The organism is Acinetobacter sp. X9 (assembly GCF_054889255.1).
On record NZ_CM142679.1, the window covers coordinates 2,123,519 to 2,141,394 of the forward strand.

Annotated in this window: 17 protein-coding genes and 1 tRNA gene; 10 read left to right on the forward strand and 8 right to left on the reverse strand. The window is 34.7% G+C overall.

The window, feature by feature from the left end; translation table 11 throughout:
• Window positions 1-44: 44 nt before the first annotated feature.
• The 3 genes from ACYU0V_RS10120 (at window position 45) to ACYU0V_RS10130 (ending at window position 3,321) form a co-directional block, all read left to right on the forward strand.
• Entirely contained in the window at window positions 45-974 is a 930-nt protein-coding gene (locus tag ACYU0V_RS10120; RefSeq protein ID WP_005076361.1) for a DMT family transporter, read from the forward strand.
• Between the two features lie 225 nt (window positions 975-1,199).
• Window positions 1,200-1,664 (forward strand): hypothetical protein, encoded by a 465-nt coding sequence (locus tag ACYU0V_RS10125; protein ID WP_057070708.1) that lies wholly within the window; start codon window positions 1,200-1,202, stop codon window positions 1,662-1,664.
• Between the two features lie 241 nt (window positions 1,665-1,905).
• Window positions 1,906-3,321, forward strand: a complete 1,416-nt coding sequence (locus ACYU0V_RS10130) for a purine-cytosine permease family protein (protein ID WP_032034789.1) — start codon at window positions 1,906-1,908, stop codon at window positions 3,319-3,321.
• A gap of 59 nt (window positions 3,322-3,380) precedes the next feature.
• Here the strand turns inward: ACYU0V_RS10130 and ACYU0V_RS10135 are convergent, their stop codons facing one another.
• Window positions 3,381-3,818, reverse strand: coding sequence for a PACE efflux transporter (locus ACYU0V_RS10135; protein ID WP_461847283.1), 438 nt, complete (start codon window positions 3,816-3,818; stop codon window positions 3,381-3,383).
• 89 nt (window positions 3,819-3,907) lie between these two features.
• Here ACYU0V_RS10135 and ACYU0V_RS10140 point away from each other — a divergent pair, with 89 nt between their 5' ends.
• Window positions 3,908-4,792 carry a LysR family transcriptional regulator gene (locus tag ACYU0V_RS10140; RefSeq protein WP_336029084.1) on the forward strand — a complete coding sequence of 295 codons (885 nt, stop codon included), beginning with the start codon at window positions 3,908-3,910 and terminating at the stop codon, window positions 4,790-4,792.
• A 1,104-nt stretch (window positions 4,793-5,896) separates the two neighbouring features.
• A tRNA-Ile gene (locus ACYU0V_RS10145) sits at window positions 5,897-5,973 on the forward strand.
• Between the two features lie 169 nt (window positions 5,974-6,142).
• Here the strand turns inward: ACYU0V_RS10145 and ACYU0V_RS10150 are convergent.
• On the reverse strand, window positions 6,143-7,006 hold the full coding sequence (locus ACYU0V_RS10150; protein WP_461847286.1) for a hypothetical protein: 864 nt from the start codon (window positions 7,004-7,006) through the stop codon (window positions 6,143-6,145).
• 278 nt (window positions 7,007-7,284) lie between these two features.
• Here ACYU0V_RS10150 and ACYU0V_RS10155 point away from each other — a divergent pair, with 278 nt between their 5' ends.
• The 3 genes from ACYU0V_RS10155 to ACYU0V_RS10165 all read left to right on the forward strand — a co-directional run bounded on the left by ACYU0V_RS10155 (window position 7,285) and on the right by ACYU0V_RS10165 (window position 9,500).
• Window positions 7,285-7,857 carry a TetR/AcrR family transcriptional regulator gene (locus ACYU0V_RS10155; protein ID WP_199112392.1) on the forward strand — a complete coding sequence of 191 codons (573 nt, stop codon included), beginning with the start codon at window positions 7,285-7,287 and terminating at the stop codon, window positions 7,855-7,857.
• A 186-nt stretch (window positions 7,858-8,043) separates the two neighbouring features.
• Window positions 8,044-8,589 (forward strand): 1-acyl-sn-glycerol-3-phosphate acyltransferase, encoded by a 546-nt coding sequence (locus tag ACYU0V_RS10160; protein ID WP_002114566.1) that lies wholly within the window; start codon window positions 8,044-8,046, stop codon window positions 8,587-8,589.
• A gap of 161 nt (window positions 8,590-8,750) precedes the next feature.
• The gene (locus ACYU0V_RS10165; protein WP_002114471.1) at window positions 8,751-9,500 is read left to right on the forward strand and encodes a YebC/PmpR family DNA-binding transcriptional regulator; all 750 of its coding nucleotides are present in this window, start codon (window positions 8,751-8,753) and stop codon (window positions 9,498-9,500) included.
• Between the two features lie 45 nt (window positions 9,501-9,545).
• On the opposite strand, the gene ACYU0V_RS10170 is transcribed toward ACYU0V_RS10165, so the two are convergent.
• The gene (locus ACYU0V_RS10170; protein ID WP_002050132.1) at window positions 9,546-10,016 is read right to left on the reverse strand and encodes an Lrp/AsnC family transcriptional regulator; all 471 of its coding nucleotides are present in this window, start codon (window positions 10,014-10,016) and stop codon (window positions 9,546-9,548) included.
• A gap of 344 nt (window positions 10,017-10,360) precedes the next feature.
• Here ACYU0V_RS10170 and ACYU0V_RS10175 point away from each other — a divergent pair, with 344 nt between their 5' ends.
• Entirely contained in the window at window positions 10,361-11,674 is a 1,314-nt protein-coding gene (locus ACYU0V_RS10175) for a DcaP family trimeric outer membrane transporter (RefSeq protein WP_461847290.1), read from the forward strand.
• 52 nt (window positions 11,675-11,726) lie between these two features.
• On the opposite strand, the gene ACYU0V_RS10180 is transcribed toward ACYU0V_RS10175, so the two are convergent.
• From ACYU0V_RS10180 to ACYU0V_RS10200, 5 genes are all read right to left on the reverse strand, one after another.
• Window positions 11,727-12,470, reverse strand: a complete 744-nt coding sequence (locus ACYU0V_RS10180; RefSeq protein ID WP_002114298.1) for an amino acid ABC transporter ATP-binding protein — start codon at window positions 12,468-12,470, stop codon at window positions 11,727-11,729.
• 13 nt (window positions 12,471-12,483) lie between these two features.
• The gene (locus ACYU0V_RS10185) at window positions 12,484-13,161 is read right to left on the reverse strand and encodes an amino acid ABC transporter permease (protein ID WP_016145033.1); all 678 of its coding nucleotides are present in this window, start codon (window positions 13,159-13,161) and stop codon (window positions 12,484-12,486) included.
• Between the two features lie 2 nt (window positions 13,162-13,163).
• Complete coding sequence (locus ACYU0V_RS10190) at window positions 13,164-14,006, reverse strand: amino acid ABC transporter permease (protein ID WP_002114400.1); 843 nt, start codon at window positions 14,004-14,006, stop codon at window positions 13,164-13,166.
• Between the two features lie 94 nt (window positions 14,007-14,100).
• The gene (locus ACYU0V_RS10195) at window positions 14,101-14,994 is read right to left on the reverse strand and encodes an amino acid ABC transporter substrate-binding protein (RefSeq protein ID WP_199112388.1); all 894 of its coding nucleotides are present in this window, start codon (window positions 14,992-14,994) and stop codon (window positions 14,101-14,103) included.
• 533 nt (window positions 14,995-15,527) lie between these two features.
• Complete coding sequence (locus ACYU0V_RS10200; RefSeq protein WP_017386781.1) at window positions 15,528-16,292, reverse strand: glutathione S-transferase family protein; 765 nt, start codon at window positions 16,290-16,292, stop codon at window positions 15,528-15,530.
• A gap of 345 nt (window positions 16,293-16,637) precedes the next feature.
• Here ACYU0V_RS10200 and ACYU0V_RS10205 point away from each other — a divergent pair, with 345 nt between their 5' ends.
• The gene (locus ACYU0V_RS10205) at window positions 16,638-17,873 is read left to right on the forward strand and encodes an SfnB family sulfur acquisition oxidoreductase (RefSeq protein WP_461847294.1); all 1,236 of its coding nucleotides are present in this window, start codon (window positions 16,638-16,640) and stop codon (window positions 17,871-17,873) included.
• Window positions 17,874-17,876 lie beyond the last annotated feature (3 nt).

A 17,876-nucleotide genomic window follows, 5' to 3' on the forward strand; every position in this document is an offset into this window, starting at 1 on the left:
ATAGATTTGTCGAGAATAAAACCTTTCTTAATGGGAGCCTGTCCATGAACAGAACGGTGGCTTATGCCTATGCTGGTGTTGTCTTAACGATGTTTTTTTGGGGATCTGCATTTAATGCAATGTCTTATATTATTCAACATATGCCCCCGTTATCTGCTGCGTCTGAACGTTTTTTTATTGCAAGTCTAGGCTTACTCTTAATCTTTTCAATAACAGGCCAGCTTAGATGGACAGCCTTAAGACAGAATCTAGCTATCTATCTGATTATTGGTATTATCGGAATTGCGGGATTTAACATTGGCTGTTTTTATGGACTTCAAACCACATCAGCTGTTAACGGTGCTTTAATTATGGCAACCACGCCATTAATGACTCTATTAATGACAATCCTTTTAGATGGTGAAAAACTTACTACTAATAAATTCTTAGGCGTTTTATTTGGCTTAAGTGGCGTGTTACTGGTGATTAGTCAGGGACATATAACGACTTTGCTGCACCTCAAAATAGACATTGGAGATCTATTTATATTATTGGGCGCATTTGGATTTTGTCTTGCAAATGTACTGTCTCGCCGTTATGTAAAAAATGCTACTCCCTTAGAAACAACAACTTTTTCTATGCTGTTCGGGGCAATAACACTTGGTTTGTTGAGTGTGATATTTGAAGATCCTCTTACAGCGATTACATCTGCCCCTATAAATGCGCACTTAGCCATGGGATATGTTGTTATCTGCTCTACCATGATTGCTTATCTATTCTGGTTTAATGGCATACAAAAGTTAGGTGCTGGTCGTGCTTCTGTCTTTTTTAACTTTGTGCCAGTGTTCAGTATGATAATTGCTCTACTTACTGGACAAGCCCTCAATATCTGGCAATTAGTAGGAACAGTTTTAGTAATGCTTGGTGTAATGAGTAGCGGAGGATTTTTTAAAATTAAAAGCACTCCACTTATGGCAAAACATTGTACAAAATAAGAAATATGCTGCTACATTAAAAATCTATACTTAATATGTAGCAGCATTTCAAGTATATAAATTATTTCTTTAAATTCTTATATTTTCAAAATATTTTTTACATTTGTGATGGTTTATACAAAAGCTCATCTTAATTATTCCGTTGTAACAAATACTGTATGTTTCTTTAAAACTTAATAAAAGATTGCCATATATAGTTTTAAAACAACCAAAGGAGATATTAAAATGAAGCTGGATTTTACAACAATTGAAAAGCAAGCCAAATTGCTAAAAGAAGAGCAAGAAAAGATCGAGCAACGTGATCATGAATTTCAAGTTGCTTTAGATAAACACAGAGAATCCCTTAAGAATTTATTTAAAGATCTTTTCTCTGACAGAGAAATTAAGACTGAAAATGGAGGTCACTTCTGTGTAACCTTCGGTGATTTCAAAATTTCCTTATTGATTGAAACTGCTAAATTTGAAAATGGCGTTCCTGTAAAATTAAACTCCGTAAACCCTGTTATTATTAAATGCAAGAAAGATAAGCCGATTGCAAAAGCACAGTTTACAGATGCAACCCAATATCTAGATAACCATTTAGACACCCCCAATTATCAGTATTATTTTAAGCAAGAAGATAAGACCCAACTGGTACAATTTTCTGAACTTCCCACTTATTTCCAACTTGTTTTAGACGCAAACGCATAAAATCGAGCCCTCTTCAGAGGGCTTTTTTATATATTATTTTTTTATCATTTAACTTTAAAAAAATAAAATCTGTCAAATACTTTTTCTATTTATCTATGAATTATTTAACTCAATTTTAACGTCCCATACTTCAAAAATATTTGATTCTTCTCAAAATTACTTGTATATACATGTTTATATTTGCTTATACAAATATGAATAAATAAGAATAGGATGGGTCTTAAAGGATAAGGAGAGTGAAATGGACTCATCGGCTGGGAAACCTAATAGTAGTTTTATAGAAAACCGAAGTATTGATTTTATTCCTGAAAATGAAAGACATGGCGGAGTATTTGCTCAATTCACCCTATGGTTCGGTGCCAACTTACAAATCACAGCCATTGTGACAGGCGCGCTAGCCGTTGTGTTAGGCGGAGATGTTTTTTGGTCTATTATCGGCTTATTAGTAGGACAATGTTTTGGTGCTGCCGTCATGGCACTGCATGCTGCCCAAGGTCCTAAACTTGGTCTCCCTCAAATGATTTCAAGCCGTGTGCAATTTGGGGTTTATGGCGCTTGTATTCCAATCATACTCGTTTGCCTTATGTATATTGGTTTTACCGCAACTGGAGAGGTATTAGCGGGTAAAGCAATTGCACATTTGGCACATGTCAGCAATACAACTGGTATCTTAATTTATGCAAGTTTAATCATTTTATTCGCAACGATTGGATACCGTTTAATCCATTTGGTAGGCAAAGTAGCCAGTATTATTGGTTTGATTGCTTTTGTGATTATTTTGACTCAGATCTTCGCACTTTCTGATTTTTCTGAACTCTTAGCAGTACGTCATTTCAGCTGGTCTTCATTCTTGTTAGCAGTTTCCCTTTCTGCTTCTTGGCAAATCTCTTTTGGTCCCTATGTTGCAGATTATTCTCGATATCTTCCAACTAAAACATCTTCATCTCGTGTTTTTTGGGCTGTCGGCTTAGGTTCTTTAATTGGCTCACAGATTTCTATGAGCTTAGGCGTTTTAATCGCTCAGGTTGCAAACGGCAATTTTGTTGGAAATGAAGTTCAATATGTTGTGGGTATGAACCCAATTGCCCTTGTCGTAACCTTTCTATATTTTAGTATCGCTTTTGGGAAAGTTACTCTAACGACCTTAAATGCCTATGGCAGTTTTATGTGTATTGCTACGATTTGGAATAGTTTCAAATCGACAAATCAAATCTCAAAAATAACAAGATTATTGATTGTCCTTGCTATGGTTGTAGTCTCAACCTTTATTGCAATTATAGGTGAACATACTTTTTTAAGCGCCTTTAAAGCATTTATTTTGTTTTTGCTTACCTTTTTTATTCCGTGGAGTGCTATTAATCTTGTTGATTACTACTTTATCTCTAAAGAAGAATGTGATGTAGATGCACTCTATGATCCAAATGGCAAGTATGGCCGTTGGAATCGGATTGGAATTACCTGCTACTTTCTAGGTATTTTGATTCAACTACCATTTATTGATAGTAAATTCTATACGGGTCAAATTGCGGCAATGTTAGGAGGAATCGATTTATCGTGGCTTGTAGGACTTATCTCTACTGCATTGATTTACTACATTTTCGCCAAGAAAGCTCAACTCAAGTTTTCAAAACAATTAGTGATTGATCAAATTAAATAATTGAATTTAATAAGCTATCAAAGTTAATCACCTTGATAGCTTATTAAATAATTTTACGGTTATTCTGCTAGCGCTTTAGCCTGTGCCGAAATAGGCAATCCAAATAACTTATCAAAACTCCAATTAAATATAAAAGTATAGACAGGAATAATGATAATAAAGGCCACATCTAACCAAAAAGCAGCAATCAGTGAAATATCCATCCACCATGAAATAAGAGGAATCAAAAACAGAACCAAAGTAAGCTGAAAACCGATGGCATGTCCAACTCTACGCTTAACTGTACGGATATGACTGCTTTGTTTAGCTTCCCATTTCTCATATAAAATATTGTAGATAAAATTCCAAGTTACAGCGATGGTCGTAATCATGACAGATAGTGGTCCAGTATGTTCAACACTATCACCTGCCAAAATCGCTAACCCTACTGATGAAATAATCATTCCGATTATTTCATAGGAAGAAACATATACAATTCGACGCTTTATACCTTGCATAATCAACAAACTCTGCTTAATTCCTTATATTTTAATTTCAGTCAAAATCATATATAAAGTTAATAGCTTTCAGTTCAACTGATATCAAAATGAATTTTAACAGTGAAAATATTGAACTTTTCATAACCGTACTCGATACGGGTTCTTTCTCTGCGGCTGCTCGTAAACTAAATCGAGTCCCATCAGCAGTAAGTATGGCCGTTGCTAATTTAGAAGCAGAATTGGGTTATATATTATTTGAACGGACTCCTCGAAAGGTCATTCCTACCGCTACAGCATTAGCCTTGGAACCTCAAGCACGGATCATTTCTGAACAACTTAGGCTATTTAGCAATCATGCATATGAACTTTCCTTAGGACTTGAAAGTAAATTGCGTATTGGCGTTGTTTCCGATGTAAATACAAAATTATTATTCCATTCAATAAAGAAACTAACCGATAAATTCCCTTTACTAAACATAGAAGTGATTACTGCTCCCCAAGACGACATTGTTAATTTACTTTATACGGAGCAAATCAGTCTTTGCTTAGCGGGTTCAGACCTCAATATAAAAATGCGCGAGAATCTACAATTGGTAATGACTGAAACAGTGGCGGCTACGATTTCTTCTAACCACGCTCTTCTACAAGATAGAACAAAGCAGTTTTCTATTGAAGAATTAATCAATATTAGACAAATTGTTGTGGCGAGTAGTGAACATGAAATGAAAGATCCCCGTTCAATTATTGGTGCAATGTACTGGAAAACCAATAGTCTACAAACAGCAATTAATATGGTTGAAGCTGGACTTGGTTGGGGAAATTTTCCATTATCACTAGTACAAGATAAAATTGATCAAGGTCACTTAGTCCTTTTAGATTTTAAAAATACAAAAAATCATTTACCTCTATCTATTTATTTAATTTGGCTCCAAGACCGCCCTTTACCTAAAGCAGCTAGAGAGTTAATTAAAATTATTCAAGAAAATTTATAAAACTTTATAGGTTAGTTCTGAAAGTCTAAGGATTTTTATAATTTTGATTCTTGTTAAATCTAGTTTATTTAAAGCTTAAGCTCATTACTCTGTACCATATCTCTAAATACTACTAAAAACAAAAAGCCTACTTAGAAAGTAGGCCTCTTGTTGTATTTCAGGATTAAGCAATAATATTTTGTTTTGTAAAAAATACACTTATACTTTATTAAAACCAAGTGTTTTAGTCAAGAATAAAGTTTATAAGATACAAACATTTGTATTGTTGTGAAGACAATCACAATTTAGGTTTTATATAGAAAATACTTTAGAGAAGGAAAGATATTTTAATGATAGAAATTTCTATTACCGCCCTTAACAGCTTTTTTTAGAAAAACATAACAACACCTTAAGAAAAAGTATTATATTTTAATTAAATTTATTTGCATCAAAAAATATTGAATCCCTTTATTCGTTACTTTTATGTTTCATTATTAAAGTTGCTAACTTTATATCTCAGTGTTTAATTTTTAAGTTGAGTTTAAATTTCGACCTACTCTAAAAATTAATGATGCTATTTTCTAAAGTCATTTAACAATAATAGTCTATGTTTTTTACTATATATAGGATAGAACTTATTAAGAGAATTATTGTAACTATTATTTTTCAAAAATATAATTAAAAAGGCAATCTACCATGTATCTAAAGCTTAATTACAATATGAAAATATATAATATTTTTAATCACCCTTTATATTTATCTTAAATAATTTTTTCTAATTCTATATTTTTACAACACTCAAACAGCACATCTACACTTCCTGATTATATTTTAAACAAAATTTATTTTATATAAATTAATGTCTCAAACTACAAATACAATTAAGTCATCGTCACAATAGATTGTTGGAATAAATTCTAATTGATCGATAAATAACTTCTCCCACTTTACTCTTGAAGTACACATAAGCTAGAATCACTATCGCTTGAAATATTAACCAACATGACACAAATTTTTTAGGTTTAGTTTACGTCTAGTTCAGAAAATAACTTGTGTTTAATTAAAAAATTGATTAGTATTGCACGCACTGAAAAGCATTGAGATTAAAAGCTTTTCTGACTTATAGGGCCTATAGCTCAGTTGGTTAGAGCAGCGGACTCATAATCCGTTGGTCCACAGTTCAAGTCTGTGTGGGCCCACCAAATACCGAACCTCATAAACAAAAAGTTTATGGGGTTTTTTAATATATATCTAAATAGAATATGCTTTACTCTTATAAAAAATACTCAAAATTTAAATTTATTTTATCCCTAAATTTTAGATGTTTTAAAATACACTTATGTTCCGTACTAAATATCCATCTTTCATCTATTAAGCTAAGATTTGCTTTCGCATGGGCTCAGAATTCTCTATTTGTGTATCCCAAAACTTTTCCCATAAATCACAATACTCTAAGCATAATTTTTCAATATAGTTATAGTCTTCTTCTGTACAAGCTTGCATCAAGACATACCATAAATCTTCTTCATGATCGTCATCTGCTGCTTCAGCACTTTCATCCTCAGAGATACCATGTACATGATAATAACCACCACCCTCCACATCTAGACCAACTGCTTTAGTTGCTCTACGTAAAGGTGGACTATACAGAATGACTTCTTCCTCTGCGACTGCTAGTAAGGCTGAAACAGCTTTATAGTCATCATAAGCATTTTCTAAAAATACTCTAACCTGATCTGCAATTTCAGTCGGGTGATAAGTTAGACGATCTTGTTCTGTAATATCGAAATCATTCAATATATCTTCAAATAAGGGATAATGAGCATATTCAGGATTTCCCTGGTAGTAGCCGTCTTTATCCAATCCTGGCCGAAATCCAAACTCATCAAAAATATTTAAACTCAAAAGAAAACGCGGGAACATTTTTGCACCAGCATGCAATCTAGGCTCTAATTGTTTAGTTTGAAATTGGGCCATGAGCAATGCATCAGTAAAAGTTTGCACAATTGCATGGCGATATTCTAAATGAATTTTTTTTAAATCTTCTTTATTAATTTCGCCATTATTTAAAGTATCGATTGCAGGATGATGAGATACAGGATGTTTCGCAATCTTTGCTCTTAATCGGGTCAAAAAGTTTGAATTTTTTTCCCATAGTTCAGCTGAAATGCTTTGTTTCATCCCTGCGAGTGCTTTCTTTCTAGGATTATTAAAATTCTCAAATTTCTTAGGCATATCCGCTCTCATTAAACTTATTGAAGCATGATCGATTTTTACATATTTTATTATAAAAACAATGACTTAAATTAATATTTAAATATGTTCCTTCATCGATTAATATTAGAATTAAAATCGTACGAAATCAAATGAAAAATTAAAAAAAACTTCAATTAATGATAATCATTATCACAATCTCAACTTGAATCAAAATCAGTTTTTTATTATCATAATTTGTATTAAAAATTTAATATTTTAGATTAAGTTATAATTAGTTTTAACTATATGGAATAGTAATGTCAAAAAAAGAAGATATTATAAATACTGCTTTAAATTTATTTAATCAGATTGGGTACAATGCTACTGGTGTTGACCGTATTATTGCTGAATCAAATGTTGCAAAAATGACTTTTTATAAATATTTTCCGTCAAAGGAAAATTTAATTATGGAATGCTTGCAACATCGAAACATAAATATTCAAAACTCAATCAATGAACAATTAAATTTACATCAAGATGCTAGTCCTCTTGAGAAAATTCATATTATTTTTAATTGGTATATTGAATGGATCAATAGCGAAACATTTAATGGCTGTTTATTTAAAAAGGCATTTATTGAAGTATCTAAACAATATACTTCAATTCGTGAACCATTTTATGAATATACAAAATGGTTGACTAATCTATTACATGAAAAGCTTAATCAATTAGGTATAGAAAATCCAACGCCCCTTGTTCATATCATTATTTCCATTATTGATGGGATGATTATTGATGGAACGACAGATAAAAACCTTATTAACCCTGAAAAAATTTGGAAATATATTGAATATTTAATTAATGAAGAGATACCACAGCCAGTATCTTAATTTTAAAATTATCTAGGTTTATTACTTTCAGACGAAGTTTGAGAAAAATAAAAAAAGAACTTTTAAAGTATTTTAGAACTTAGATAATCCTTAACTTTTGTGCTCTACTTTAGCTTTCATAATTTTTCTAGGCTTTTTTACAAACTCATATTAGAATCCTGAAAATTTATCAATTTGCACTGATGTATGAAAAAATTTCTAGGTAACTCTATCTTTAAAGCCGTTGGTTGGACCTACAATGTAGACCCACAAATTCTTGAGAAAAAACAAGTTATTATTGGCTTTGAACATACCTCAAATCTAGATGCAGTGCTCTCGATTGCCCTATTCCAAATGTTAGACATCAAAATTCATACTTTAATAAAGAAAGAACTTTTCAAAGGCCCACTTAAGCCAATTTTAGAAAAATTGGGTGGCATTCCTGTTGATCGTAAAGCAAGTAAAGATATCGTTTCGCAAATGGTTGAACAATTTCAAACCCATGAAACTTTTAACTTAGTGATTGCTCCAGAAGCTACACGTGCTAAAGATGGCTCTGAACGTAAGCCTATCCGTACAGGTTTTTGGCATATTGCAAAAGCAGCCAATGTTCCTATTGTTTTAATGTATGCCAATGCTCGAAGTAAACAAGGTGGGATTTTAGGTAAAATTTACCCGACTGATTTACAAAAAGACTTGGAAACCATTAAAGAGCTATACGCTCAATTTGGTATAGATGTAAAAATTAACTAAATCAAATTGGACTTGATTTGACCTAATCTCACTCATTAGGTCTTAAGCTTATTGTTCTTATTCAATTGGCTAACAAAACGCAGGGCAACAGTTTTCAACAAAACCAAGCCTATGCTAATATTCCAGCACTTTTGCATTTTCTTTTTTTGGAGTTCACGTCCATGGCGGGTCATTCTAAATGGGCCAATATTAAGCATCGTAAAGCTAAACAAGATGCAAGTCGCGGTAAGGTTTTTACTAAATATATTCGTGAAATTGTGACTGCTGCCAAACTTGGTGGTGGAGATCCTGCTAGCAACCCTCGTCTGCGTGCAGTAGTTGAAAAAGCTCTCTCAGTTAATATGACACGTGACACCATTAACCGTGCTATCCAACGTGGTGCTGGTGGTGAAGATAATGATGATCTAAAAGAAGTAACTTATGAAGGTTATGGTGTTGGCGGGGTTGCTGTTCTTGTTGAAACAATGACAGATAACTTAAACCGTACAGTACCAGACGTACGTCACTGTTTTAGTAAAACAAATGGTAACTTAGGAACTGCGGGTTCTGTATCTTATCTATTTACTAAACGTGGTGAGATTACTTTTGAAGATGTTTCTTTAGAAGATAAAATCATGGAAGTTGCTTTAGAAGCTGGCGCTGAAGATATTGAAGTTTCAGAAGATGAAATTTTGGTAATCACTTCACCAGAAACTTTCGGTGAAGTGCAAGACGCCCTTACTGCTGCTGGTTTAAAATCTGATAACGCAGAAGTTGTGATGAGTCCATCTACAAAAGCTGAAATTACAGATGTTGACCAAGCAAAACAAATTCTTAAAATGATTGATATGTTTGAAGATCTTGACGATGTACAAAACGTTTATACTAACGTTGAATTCTCGGATGAGGTTTTGGCTCAACTTGATGCTTAAATCAAACATTTGAATCAAAGAAAACGCACCATTTGGTGCGTTTTTTTATAGCTTGTTGAGCAAGTTATAGCAATTAAATACATTATATTCTTTAATGACAAAGCTAGAATGCAAAGCAACTACGTTGTCGATTTTTCCAATACGTCTTAATAAAATTTCACTGTAGTCATCCATGTTGCGTGCTACAAGCTCTAAAATAAAATCAGCACTCTGACCCGTTACCAAGAATGCATTGGTTACTTCTGGAATTGCTTCTATTTCAGACAGAAACTTATCAAATGTTTCACTATCATGTTTACTCAATGAAACTTGCAATAAAATATGTAAAGTAAAACCAAGCTTACTAAAATTAATTTCCCTTTTGAGCTGCCCCATGATGTTGGCTTCAATCAGGTGCTTAATACGGCGATGCACAGAACTGACTGACAGATTGATCCGTTCTGAAAGTTCATTCAAATTTAAGTCTTCATGAGACAAAATTTCTAGAATTTGTTTATCAAAACGATCTAACTCCACTCTTATCTCCAGCCAGAATTTCACAGTAAAGACAGTATAACCCTATACCACCACCTCTGCATTGAAAATACAAAGGTTTATAGACAGTAAAACTCTTTTTCCTTTATAGAGCCTAATTCTTTTATGCCTTTTAAACGTGCAAGTAGTGTCAGGGGCGATTCATTTTAGAGAGTCGGTTTATGCTTAAATCTGTTTTATCGATGCAAAATCCTTATTCTCACTACTATTTAACGCTAAAAAGGAAGTAATCATCAAAATTTGACTATTTTTCAAGTTTCTTAAAGTTGGCATCATTTTTGTTATGTATTTGCAGGAAAATTTTTATCCATGTCGGGGGAGTTCCTGTGAATAAGATCAAAACACTAGTATTAGCAATGAGTTCTTTAGGTGCAATGAGCGTGACGATGCCTGTGCATGCCGCTACAGATGCTGAAGTTAACGCCTTACGTGATGAAGTAAAGGAGTTAAAACAACTTGTTCAGAAACTATCTGATCAACAAAAAACAGCTTTAACTGTCACTGCTCCAGCAACAATTCCCGCAGCACCAGTTACCCCTACACCTCCTGCATCAAAACCGGGTTGGATGGCTATGGCCGATGGGCAAACTCAAGTCAAGCTTTATGGTAGTGTTCGCGCAGATGCAACCTATGACTTTAAAGGTTCAAATGGCAGTATTTCAAATGGTGCCAATTATCCACTCAATAAAGATGATCCAAAACAAGACTCACTAAATGTATCTGCAGCAACTTCACGAATTGGCTTAGATATTACTCGTCCAACTCAATATGGAGATTTAACAGGTAAAATTGAAGCCGATTTCATGGGTGGCAATGGAGATAATGGCAATGGTACTTTCCGTGTTCGTCATGCCTATATGTCTTTAGAAAAATGGTTAGCTGGTCAAACGACCTCACCTTTTGTAAACACAGATACATCACCAGAAACAGTAGATTTTAATGGTGCTATTGGTACAGGTACTACACGTACAGTACAGGTTCGTTACACCCAGCCAATTAATGCACAACAAAAAATATTAGTTGCCTTAGAAGGCGGTGATGTTGAAAAAGCTGGTAATGCTGCCGGTGGAAGCCGTTTTCCTGCTTTAACAGCACGATATGATTTCAAAACTACGGATAACAAAGGCCTATTACAGTTACATGGTCTTGCCCATGAAAACCGTGTGGCTCCAAAAGATAGCACTTCTGAAGAGAAATTTGGCTGGGGTGTCGGTGTTGGTGGTAAATATGATTTAACGCCTCAAGATAGCGTGGTTGCTAACTACTATCATGTTAAAGGTGATGGCCGTTATTTACTTTATAGCAATTCGGCTTATAGCTATGACACAACAACACAAGATATTAATTTAGGAGAATTCGATAGCGCAGTAATTGGATATCAACGTAAATGGAGCCCTATTCTGCGTTCTACTTTTGCTGTAGGTGGTATTCAATATAAAGATGATAATGTCTATGCAAATAGCAATTTAACCAATACCAGCTATAACAAAGAAATTTATAACGCTTTAGTCAATTTAATCTGGAACCCAACTAAAAATATTGATTTAGGAGCAGAATATACTTACGGTCAACGTGAAACTTTTGCAGGTGACAAGGGTGATTATTCACGTATCAACCTGCTAGCAAAGTATAGCTTCTAAAAATTAGATATAAAAAAAAGAGCCTTTAATGGCTCTTTTTTTACTAGGGTTATTAGTGCATCGCCTGAATTTTTTCTAAGAAAAGTTTAGCACGCTCATGACGAGCTTCTAAATTGTCAAAGAATTCATGGGTTGGGCAGTCTTCTAAAATTTTACCTTCATCCATAAAAATTAAACGGTTAGATACTCTTTTAGCAAAGCCCATTTCATGCGTAACACACATCATGGTCATACCTTCATGTGCGAGCTGTACCATAACTTCAAGAACCTCACCGACCATTTCAGGATCAAGTGCAGAAGTTGGTTCATCAAACAACATACAGATTGGGTCCATAGATAAACCACGTGCAATTGCTACACGTTGCTGCTGACCACCCGATAACTGGCCCGGAAATTTATCTTTATGAGCAAGTAAGCCTACACGCTCTAAATATTTCAGACCTTTTGCACGAGCATCTGCAACTGAACGCTTTAACACTTTAACTTGAGCAATCGTCAAATTTTCCAAAACAGTCATATGCGGAAAAAGTTCAAAGTGCTGAAAGACCATTCCTACTCTTGAACGAAATTTAGCAAGATCTGTTTTTGGATCTTTAAGCGAAATTCCATCAACAATAATGTCACCTTGTTGAAATGGTTCTAAAGCATTTACTGTTTTGATGAGTGTTGATTTTCCTGAACCAGATGGTCCGCAAACAACAACGACATCACCTTTTTCAATACTCGTCGTGCAATCTGTTAAAACCTGAAAATCACCATACCATTTAGAGATATGTTGGATGTCTATCATTGGCATTTAAAATCTCCAATTAGCGAATGATGGCAATTTTTTGCTGTAAGCGTTTGACTAAATGCGACAGCACAAACGAGCTACAGAAATACACTACAGCGACGATTAAATAGAATGTTGCTTTTGTTTCAGGTCCATAAGTATTAGCCAATGTATCTGCACGACCTAAAAAGTCAGGTGCACTAATCACATAAACTAAAGAGATGTCCTGAAATAGAATGATTGTTTGAGTTAACAATACTGGGAGCATGTTACGAAAGGCTTGAGGTAATACCACGTACCGCATTGATTGACCGTAGGTAAAACCTAGCGCATAGCCTGCATGTACCTGACCTTTTGAAATAGACTGAATTCCAGAACGTACAATTTCCGAGAAAAAAGCTGCTTCAAAAATAGCAAAGGTCACGACACTCGAAAATAATGGTCCCCAATAGGTATCAGATTGAAACTCAAATATTTTCGGCAACAAAAAGTAGAAGATAAAGATCACCTGAATCAGTGGAATACCACGAAACAGATCAACATAAAATTTTGCAAAATTACTTGCGATGGCATTACTAGATAAACGCATCATTGCCAATGGGGTTCCAATTAGGATACCGCCCATCATTGCTAATACCGTTACGGTAAGCGTAAAAATGAAACCTTCTTTGAGTGCCGCGATCACATCAGGGTTTTGTAATAAAGAAAAATCCATGATTACTTCCCTCCTGAACCTAAGCCAGGTACAGCCATTCGTTTCTCAATCCATGCCATCACAAACTTAATGCTATAAGTGATAATCAAATAAACAGGCGTAGAGAGAATAAGAATGATAATGTCCTGAGAAGTTTCTTCACGCATGGTTTTCGTGTAAGCAAAGAAATTCAACACACTCAACGCATATAAAACAGCTGAGTTTTTAAAAACGTTCATTGCTTCAGATGTAATCGTTGGCCATACGGTACGATATGCAACCGGTAAAATGACATAACGATAGCTTTGTGCAGTAGTAAAACCCATAGCGGAAGCTGCGAACTTCTGTCCACGAGAAACGGTATTAATTCCGGCACGTATGTGCTCAGATACACGGGCAGCCGTGTAGAGACCTAATGCAAAAACACCAATAACCGCCGGTTGCTGATTTAAAATATTTTTCCACCAACCACCAGCAACTACATCCCCACTACCTGCACTTAAGCTATCCGGTAAAAACTCGGGAAAAACAAAAGCCCAGAAGAATAGTTGCACAATAAGTGGAATATTACGGAAAATTTCAACGTAACAATTGCCGATAAATGCGAGAGGTTTGTTGGGTAATGTACGAATTACCCCTAGGAGAGAACCTAATAAAAATGCGATAAGAAAGGCTATAATAGCTGTCCAAACCATAGTGAACACGCCTGAACCTAACATTTGTAACCATGTGGGTGCCTCAGCATAAGCATTGTAGCTTGAGCTACCAATAGCTTTACAAACTGATTCTGCCCATGCGGCTTTATCGACACCATATTCATTAGACTCCGCACAGAATATAGTCCAGTTTAGCGAGCCGACTGACATGTTTGCCCCTTAAATTAATATCTTTAGAAAATAGACCACTTGTGCAAATGAATCTTTACACTTACACAAGTAAATTTAGGACAAAAAGATCCAGTTAGATTCCTGCATCTGTTGGGTTAGCTTTTAATTTCTTATAAGATGAACTTTGTTGCATGTTCAAATTTGTGTTTTTTGGTGGAATTGGAGATAAGAACCACTTCTTATATAAAGTGTCCATTTTACCAGTTTTCCACAAGTTATTTACAGTACGGTCTGCAACCGCTTTAAATTTTGGATCATCTTTAGCAAGCATAATTCCATAAGGTTCAGATGAAAGTACCGGACCTACAATTGCGAAAGCTTTAGGTGTAGAAGACTTCGCAATCAAGCCTGCTAAAATATTATCATCCATTACAAATGCAGCAGCACGGCCAGATGCCATCATGGCAAAAGAGTCAGCATGATCTTTACCATAAATATTTTGAACATTAACTGCCTGACCTTTTTCATTCATCTTGATGTATTTGTCAGATGTAGTGCCTTGAGTAGTAACAACTGCTTTACCATTTAAGTCCGCCAAACTCTTAATGCCAGAGTTTGCTTTAACAGCCATGCGCACTTCTGTTGCATAGTAGTTAGTTGAGAAACCAACTTGTTGCTGACGTTGTTTAGAGTTTGTAGTGGTACCACATTCCATATCGATATTGCCTGCCAAAAGCTCAGGAATACGTGTTGATGAAGTTACTGCCTTGTACTCAACTTTTAAGCCAGGCATTTTCAATTCTTTTTTAATGTCATTTGCAAACTGGTTACAGATATCGACTGCATAACCTACTGGTTTACCTGCAACAACATATGAAATTGGATCTGAGGATTCTCGATGACCAATTACGATTTTTCCGGTACTTTTAATTTTAGCTAATGTATCTGCTGCTTGAATTTGAGAAGTAGCGCCAACCGTACAAAGCATAACTGTTGAAATAATGAGAGAGGTTGCAGAACGTTTCATAAGAACTCCTTGATGATCATTCTCTCTATTTATCTATAGAATCATTCATATAGAGCAATAGAGTGATTTTTTATTAAATTGCAATTATCGAGCCAACTTTTCCAAGTCGGACCCATCCATTTGCTTCACTTATTCTATTCAATCTGTTTTGCAGAATTAATACCTTTAAAACTGCTCACATGTTTCTACTTTAATCTATGTTTTAATCTTCTGTCTATTATTAAGCTCATCTATTTACACTTAAATGTGGCAATTATTGATTACATTGTAAACACATGCACAATAAAGTGGCTTAACTTTGGCTAAAAATAGTATTTAGAAAAATTGTATTTTCCAAAAAATCATAAAAATTAAAGTTATTAGTCATTTAGATAAAATGGAATTTATATTGTAAAAAGTAATCTTGGCATCAAAATAATATAAACAAATGGCTTAATAAAAATCATTTAGAAAATTGATAGTAATATCTACATTAATAAAATAACTAGCAAAGATAAAAATAAGCCCCGATTTTCTCAGGGCATTTTATAATTTTAAATTCCGCGCCAATCTACTCGCGCATTACGCTCAGTTTGATATATTCTTAAAACATACTGACCTAGAGGTAAATCGAGTAAATTTTGTTGATAGTTATTCCATTCTTCCGAAACACCTTCAGCCTCTTCCCTCTCCCACGGCGTACCCTTTATTTCTAATAAAGGAGCAAGCATAGAACATACAGAAATATCAGCAAGACTTAAGCGATCGCCTACCATATAACGTGCCTGATTTTCGATTAAGCAGTTATTTAGTTCATTTATGAGTTCATCCATACGTTCTTTTGACTGGTTGACTAGCTCTTCTTCAAGTTTATAGTTCTTCTTTACCAGTGTTTTGAGGAATGGCTTCGATATTTTTTCAAATTGGCGTAAATAGCCTTGTTCACCCATCATAATTTCTAAAGCATGGTCTCCTTGCGCCAACGTATGAGCTAGAGCCCAACGACGGACATGAATACCCAGCTCATCAGCCAAGCTATCTATTTTTAATGTTTGCTGTCTTAATTGTTCATCACGACGTAACAGTGAATGCTCCGGATAAGTATCATCCAGATAAAGTGCAATTTTAGTCGATTCAGCGATCCATTGATGATCATCTTTCAAAATAGGCAGTAAATTTTGGCCTGTTTTGAGTTGTGCAAAAGCACGATGAAAGCCTGGAATTAAGTTATGAGCCACATAATCAAGTTCTTTATGGTCTAACAACCAGCGAGCTTTTTCACAATAATGGGACAAAGGAAACTGATACAAAACCCGCATAAAATCTCCACGTTTATTTTTATTTGACTATTTGTACAAAAATGGTCGATGGTAAGTAGATACTTTAGAAGCTATTTTTATTTAAAACAATGGATATTGTGCTCATTTTTCACTGACACTTAAGTCTATTTTTTTTATATCTTTTTTTACCGTACTTATTGCTCTTTTTCATATTAAAACCAATTCTATTATTATTTTTCCACATAACAAACTTAAACTATTGTTTTTTATAATCTTTCAATATCTCTATTTTTTCATTAAAAAGCAAAAAAAATGCTTTGCACTTTATTTCATAAGCTGAGCATAAGTCCTCGTTTAGTGGAAAAATATTTCTTTTGTAAGGTAATGACAGCAATACAAGGTGTCATTATGTCTAATTCTCTATCAAAAACGACTGCATACGTCCAAATCATTCAAAATGATCAACAAGCGATTAATGCTGCTTATCAAGTGGCGGATTATGCTTTAGAGGGTCGTAATACACGTGATCAACAACGCTTATTACCGCATGAGCAAATCGAAAACTTTAGCCAAAAAGGCCTAGGTGGTATTCGCATTGCAAAAAAATACGGTGGTGCTTTTGTTTCCAATAAAACTTTGGCTCAAGTTTTCCGTATTTTGAGTAAAGGTGACGCGAATGTTGGTCAGATTCCACAAAATCAGATTAGCCTGTTAAACCTGATCGAAATCATGGGTACAGAACAACAAAAACAATTTATCTTTTCAGAAATTTTAGCAGGTAAACGTCTTGCCAACGGTGGGCCAGAACGTAATACCCATGATTCAAAAACACTAAAAACCACTCTTACTGTTGAAAACGGCAAATATATTTTAAACGGCGAAAAGTTTTATTCGACAGGTACGAGCTTTGCGCACTGGCTCGCGATTAAAGCAATTCATCCTGATAGTCATGTGGTTTTAGTGATTGTTAACCGAGATGCTCAAGGCATTGAAGTCATTAATGACTGGAATGGATTTGGGCAACGTACGACAGCGAGTGGTACGGTTAAATTAAATCATGTTGAAGTTAATCCAGAACTCATTTTTGATGAACGCTTATTAACTAAAACCCCTACTTATCGCGGTGCTTATTCTCAGTTATTACAAGTTGCCATTGATGTGGGGATTGCAGAAGCTGCATTTGACGATACTTTATCGACTATTCATAAAGCACGCCCGATTATTGATGCAAAGGTTGAAAAAGCCAGCTTTGAACATTACACCCTGCAAGAAGTAGGTAAGTTAAATATTTTGCTCGATGCTGCAATTTTACTGCTTGATGAAGCTGCTGAATATTTAGATGAACTTGACCAACTTCAAACTGTGACTGATGAACAAGTAGCTAAAGCTTCAATTTTGGTCGCAGAAGCGAAAGTCTATGCCAATGATGCGGCTCTACAAATCTCTGAAAAATTGCTGGAACTAGGTGGTAGCCGTTCAAGCTTAAGCCAACACAATTTAGATCAACATTGGCGAAATGCCCGTGTACATACCTTACACGACCCTGTTCGTTGGAAATTACATGCCATTGGCAATTATTACCTTAATGGTCATTTCCCTGCCCGCCATGCTTGGATTTAAGGA

Excerpts from the sequence above, each read along its gene's own strand:
- ACYU0V_RS10120 (WP_005076361.1), top strand. The coding sequence starts at position 45 with ATGAACAGAACGGTGGCTTATGCCTATGCTGGTGTTGTCTTAACGATG.
- ACYU0V_RS10125 (WP_057070708.1), top strand. The coding sequence starts at position 1,200 with ATGAAGCTGGATTTTACAACAATTGAAAAGCAAGCCAAATTGCTAAAA.
- ACYU0V_RS10130 (WP_032034789.1), top strand. The coding sequence starts at position 1,906 with ATGGACTCATCGGCTGGGAAACCTAATAGTAGTTTTATAGAAAACCGA.
- ACYU0V_RS10135 (WP_461847283.1), bottom strand. The coding sequence starts at position 3,818 with ATGCAAGGTATAAAGCGTCGAATTGTATATGTTTCTTCCTATGAAATA.
- ACYU0V_RS10140 (WP_336029084.1), top strand. The coding sequence starts at position 3,908 with ATGAATTTTAACAGTGAAAATATTGAACTTTTCATAACCGTACTCGAT.
- ACYU0V_RS10150 (WP_461847286.1), bottom strand. The coding sequence starts at position 7,006 with ATGCCTAAGAAATTTGAGAATTTTAATAATCCTAGAAAGAAAGCACTC.
- ACYU0V_RS10155 (WP_199112392.1), top strand. The coding sequence starts at position 7,285 with ATGTCAAAAAAAGAAGATATTATAAATACTGCTTTAAATTTATTTAAT.
- ACYU0V_RS10160 (WP_002114566.1), top strand. The coding sequence starts at position 8,044 with ATGAAAAAATTTCTAGGTAACTCTATCTTTAAAGCCGTTGGTTGGACC.
- ACYU0V_RS10165 (WP_002114471.1), top strand. The coding sequence starts at position 8,751 with ATGGCGGGTCATTCTAAATGGGCCAATATTAAGCATCGTAAAGCTAAA.
- ACYU0V_RS10180 (WP_002114298.1), bottom strand. The coding sequence starts at position 12,470 with ATGCCAATGATAGACATCCAACATATCTCTAAATGGTATGGTGATTTT.
- ACYU0V_RS10185 (WP_016145033.1), bottom strand. The coding sequence starts at position 13,161 with ATGGATTTTTCTTTATTACAAAACCCTGATGTGATCGCGGCACTCAAA.
- ACYU0V_RS10190 (WP_002114400.1), bottom strand. The coding sequence starts at position 14,006 with ATGTCAGTCGGCTCGCTAAACTGGACTATATTCTGTGCGGAGTCTAAT.
- ACYU0V_RS10195 (WP_199112388.1), bottom strand. The coding sequence starts at position 14,994 with ATGAAACGTTCTGCAACCTCTCTCATTATTTCAACAGTTATGCTTTGT.
- ACYU0V_RS10200 (WP_017386781.1), bottom strand. The coding sequence starts at position 16,292 with ATGCGGGTTTTGTATCAGTTTCCTTTGTCCCATTATTGTGAAAAAGCT.
- ACYU0V_RS10205 (WP_461847294.1), top strand. The coding sequence starts at position 16,638 with ATGACAGCAATACAAGGTGTCATTATGTCTAATTCTCTATCAAAAACG.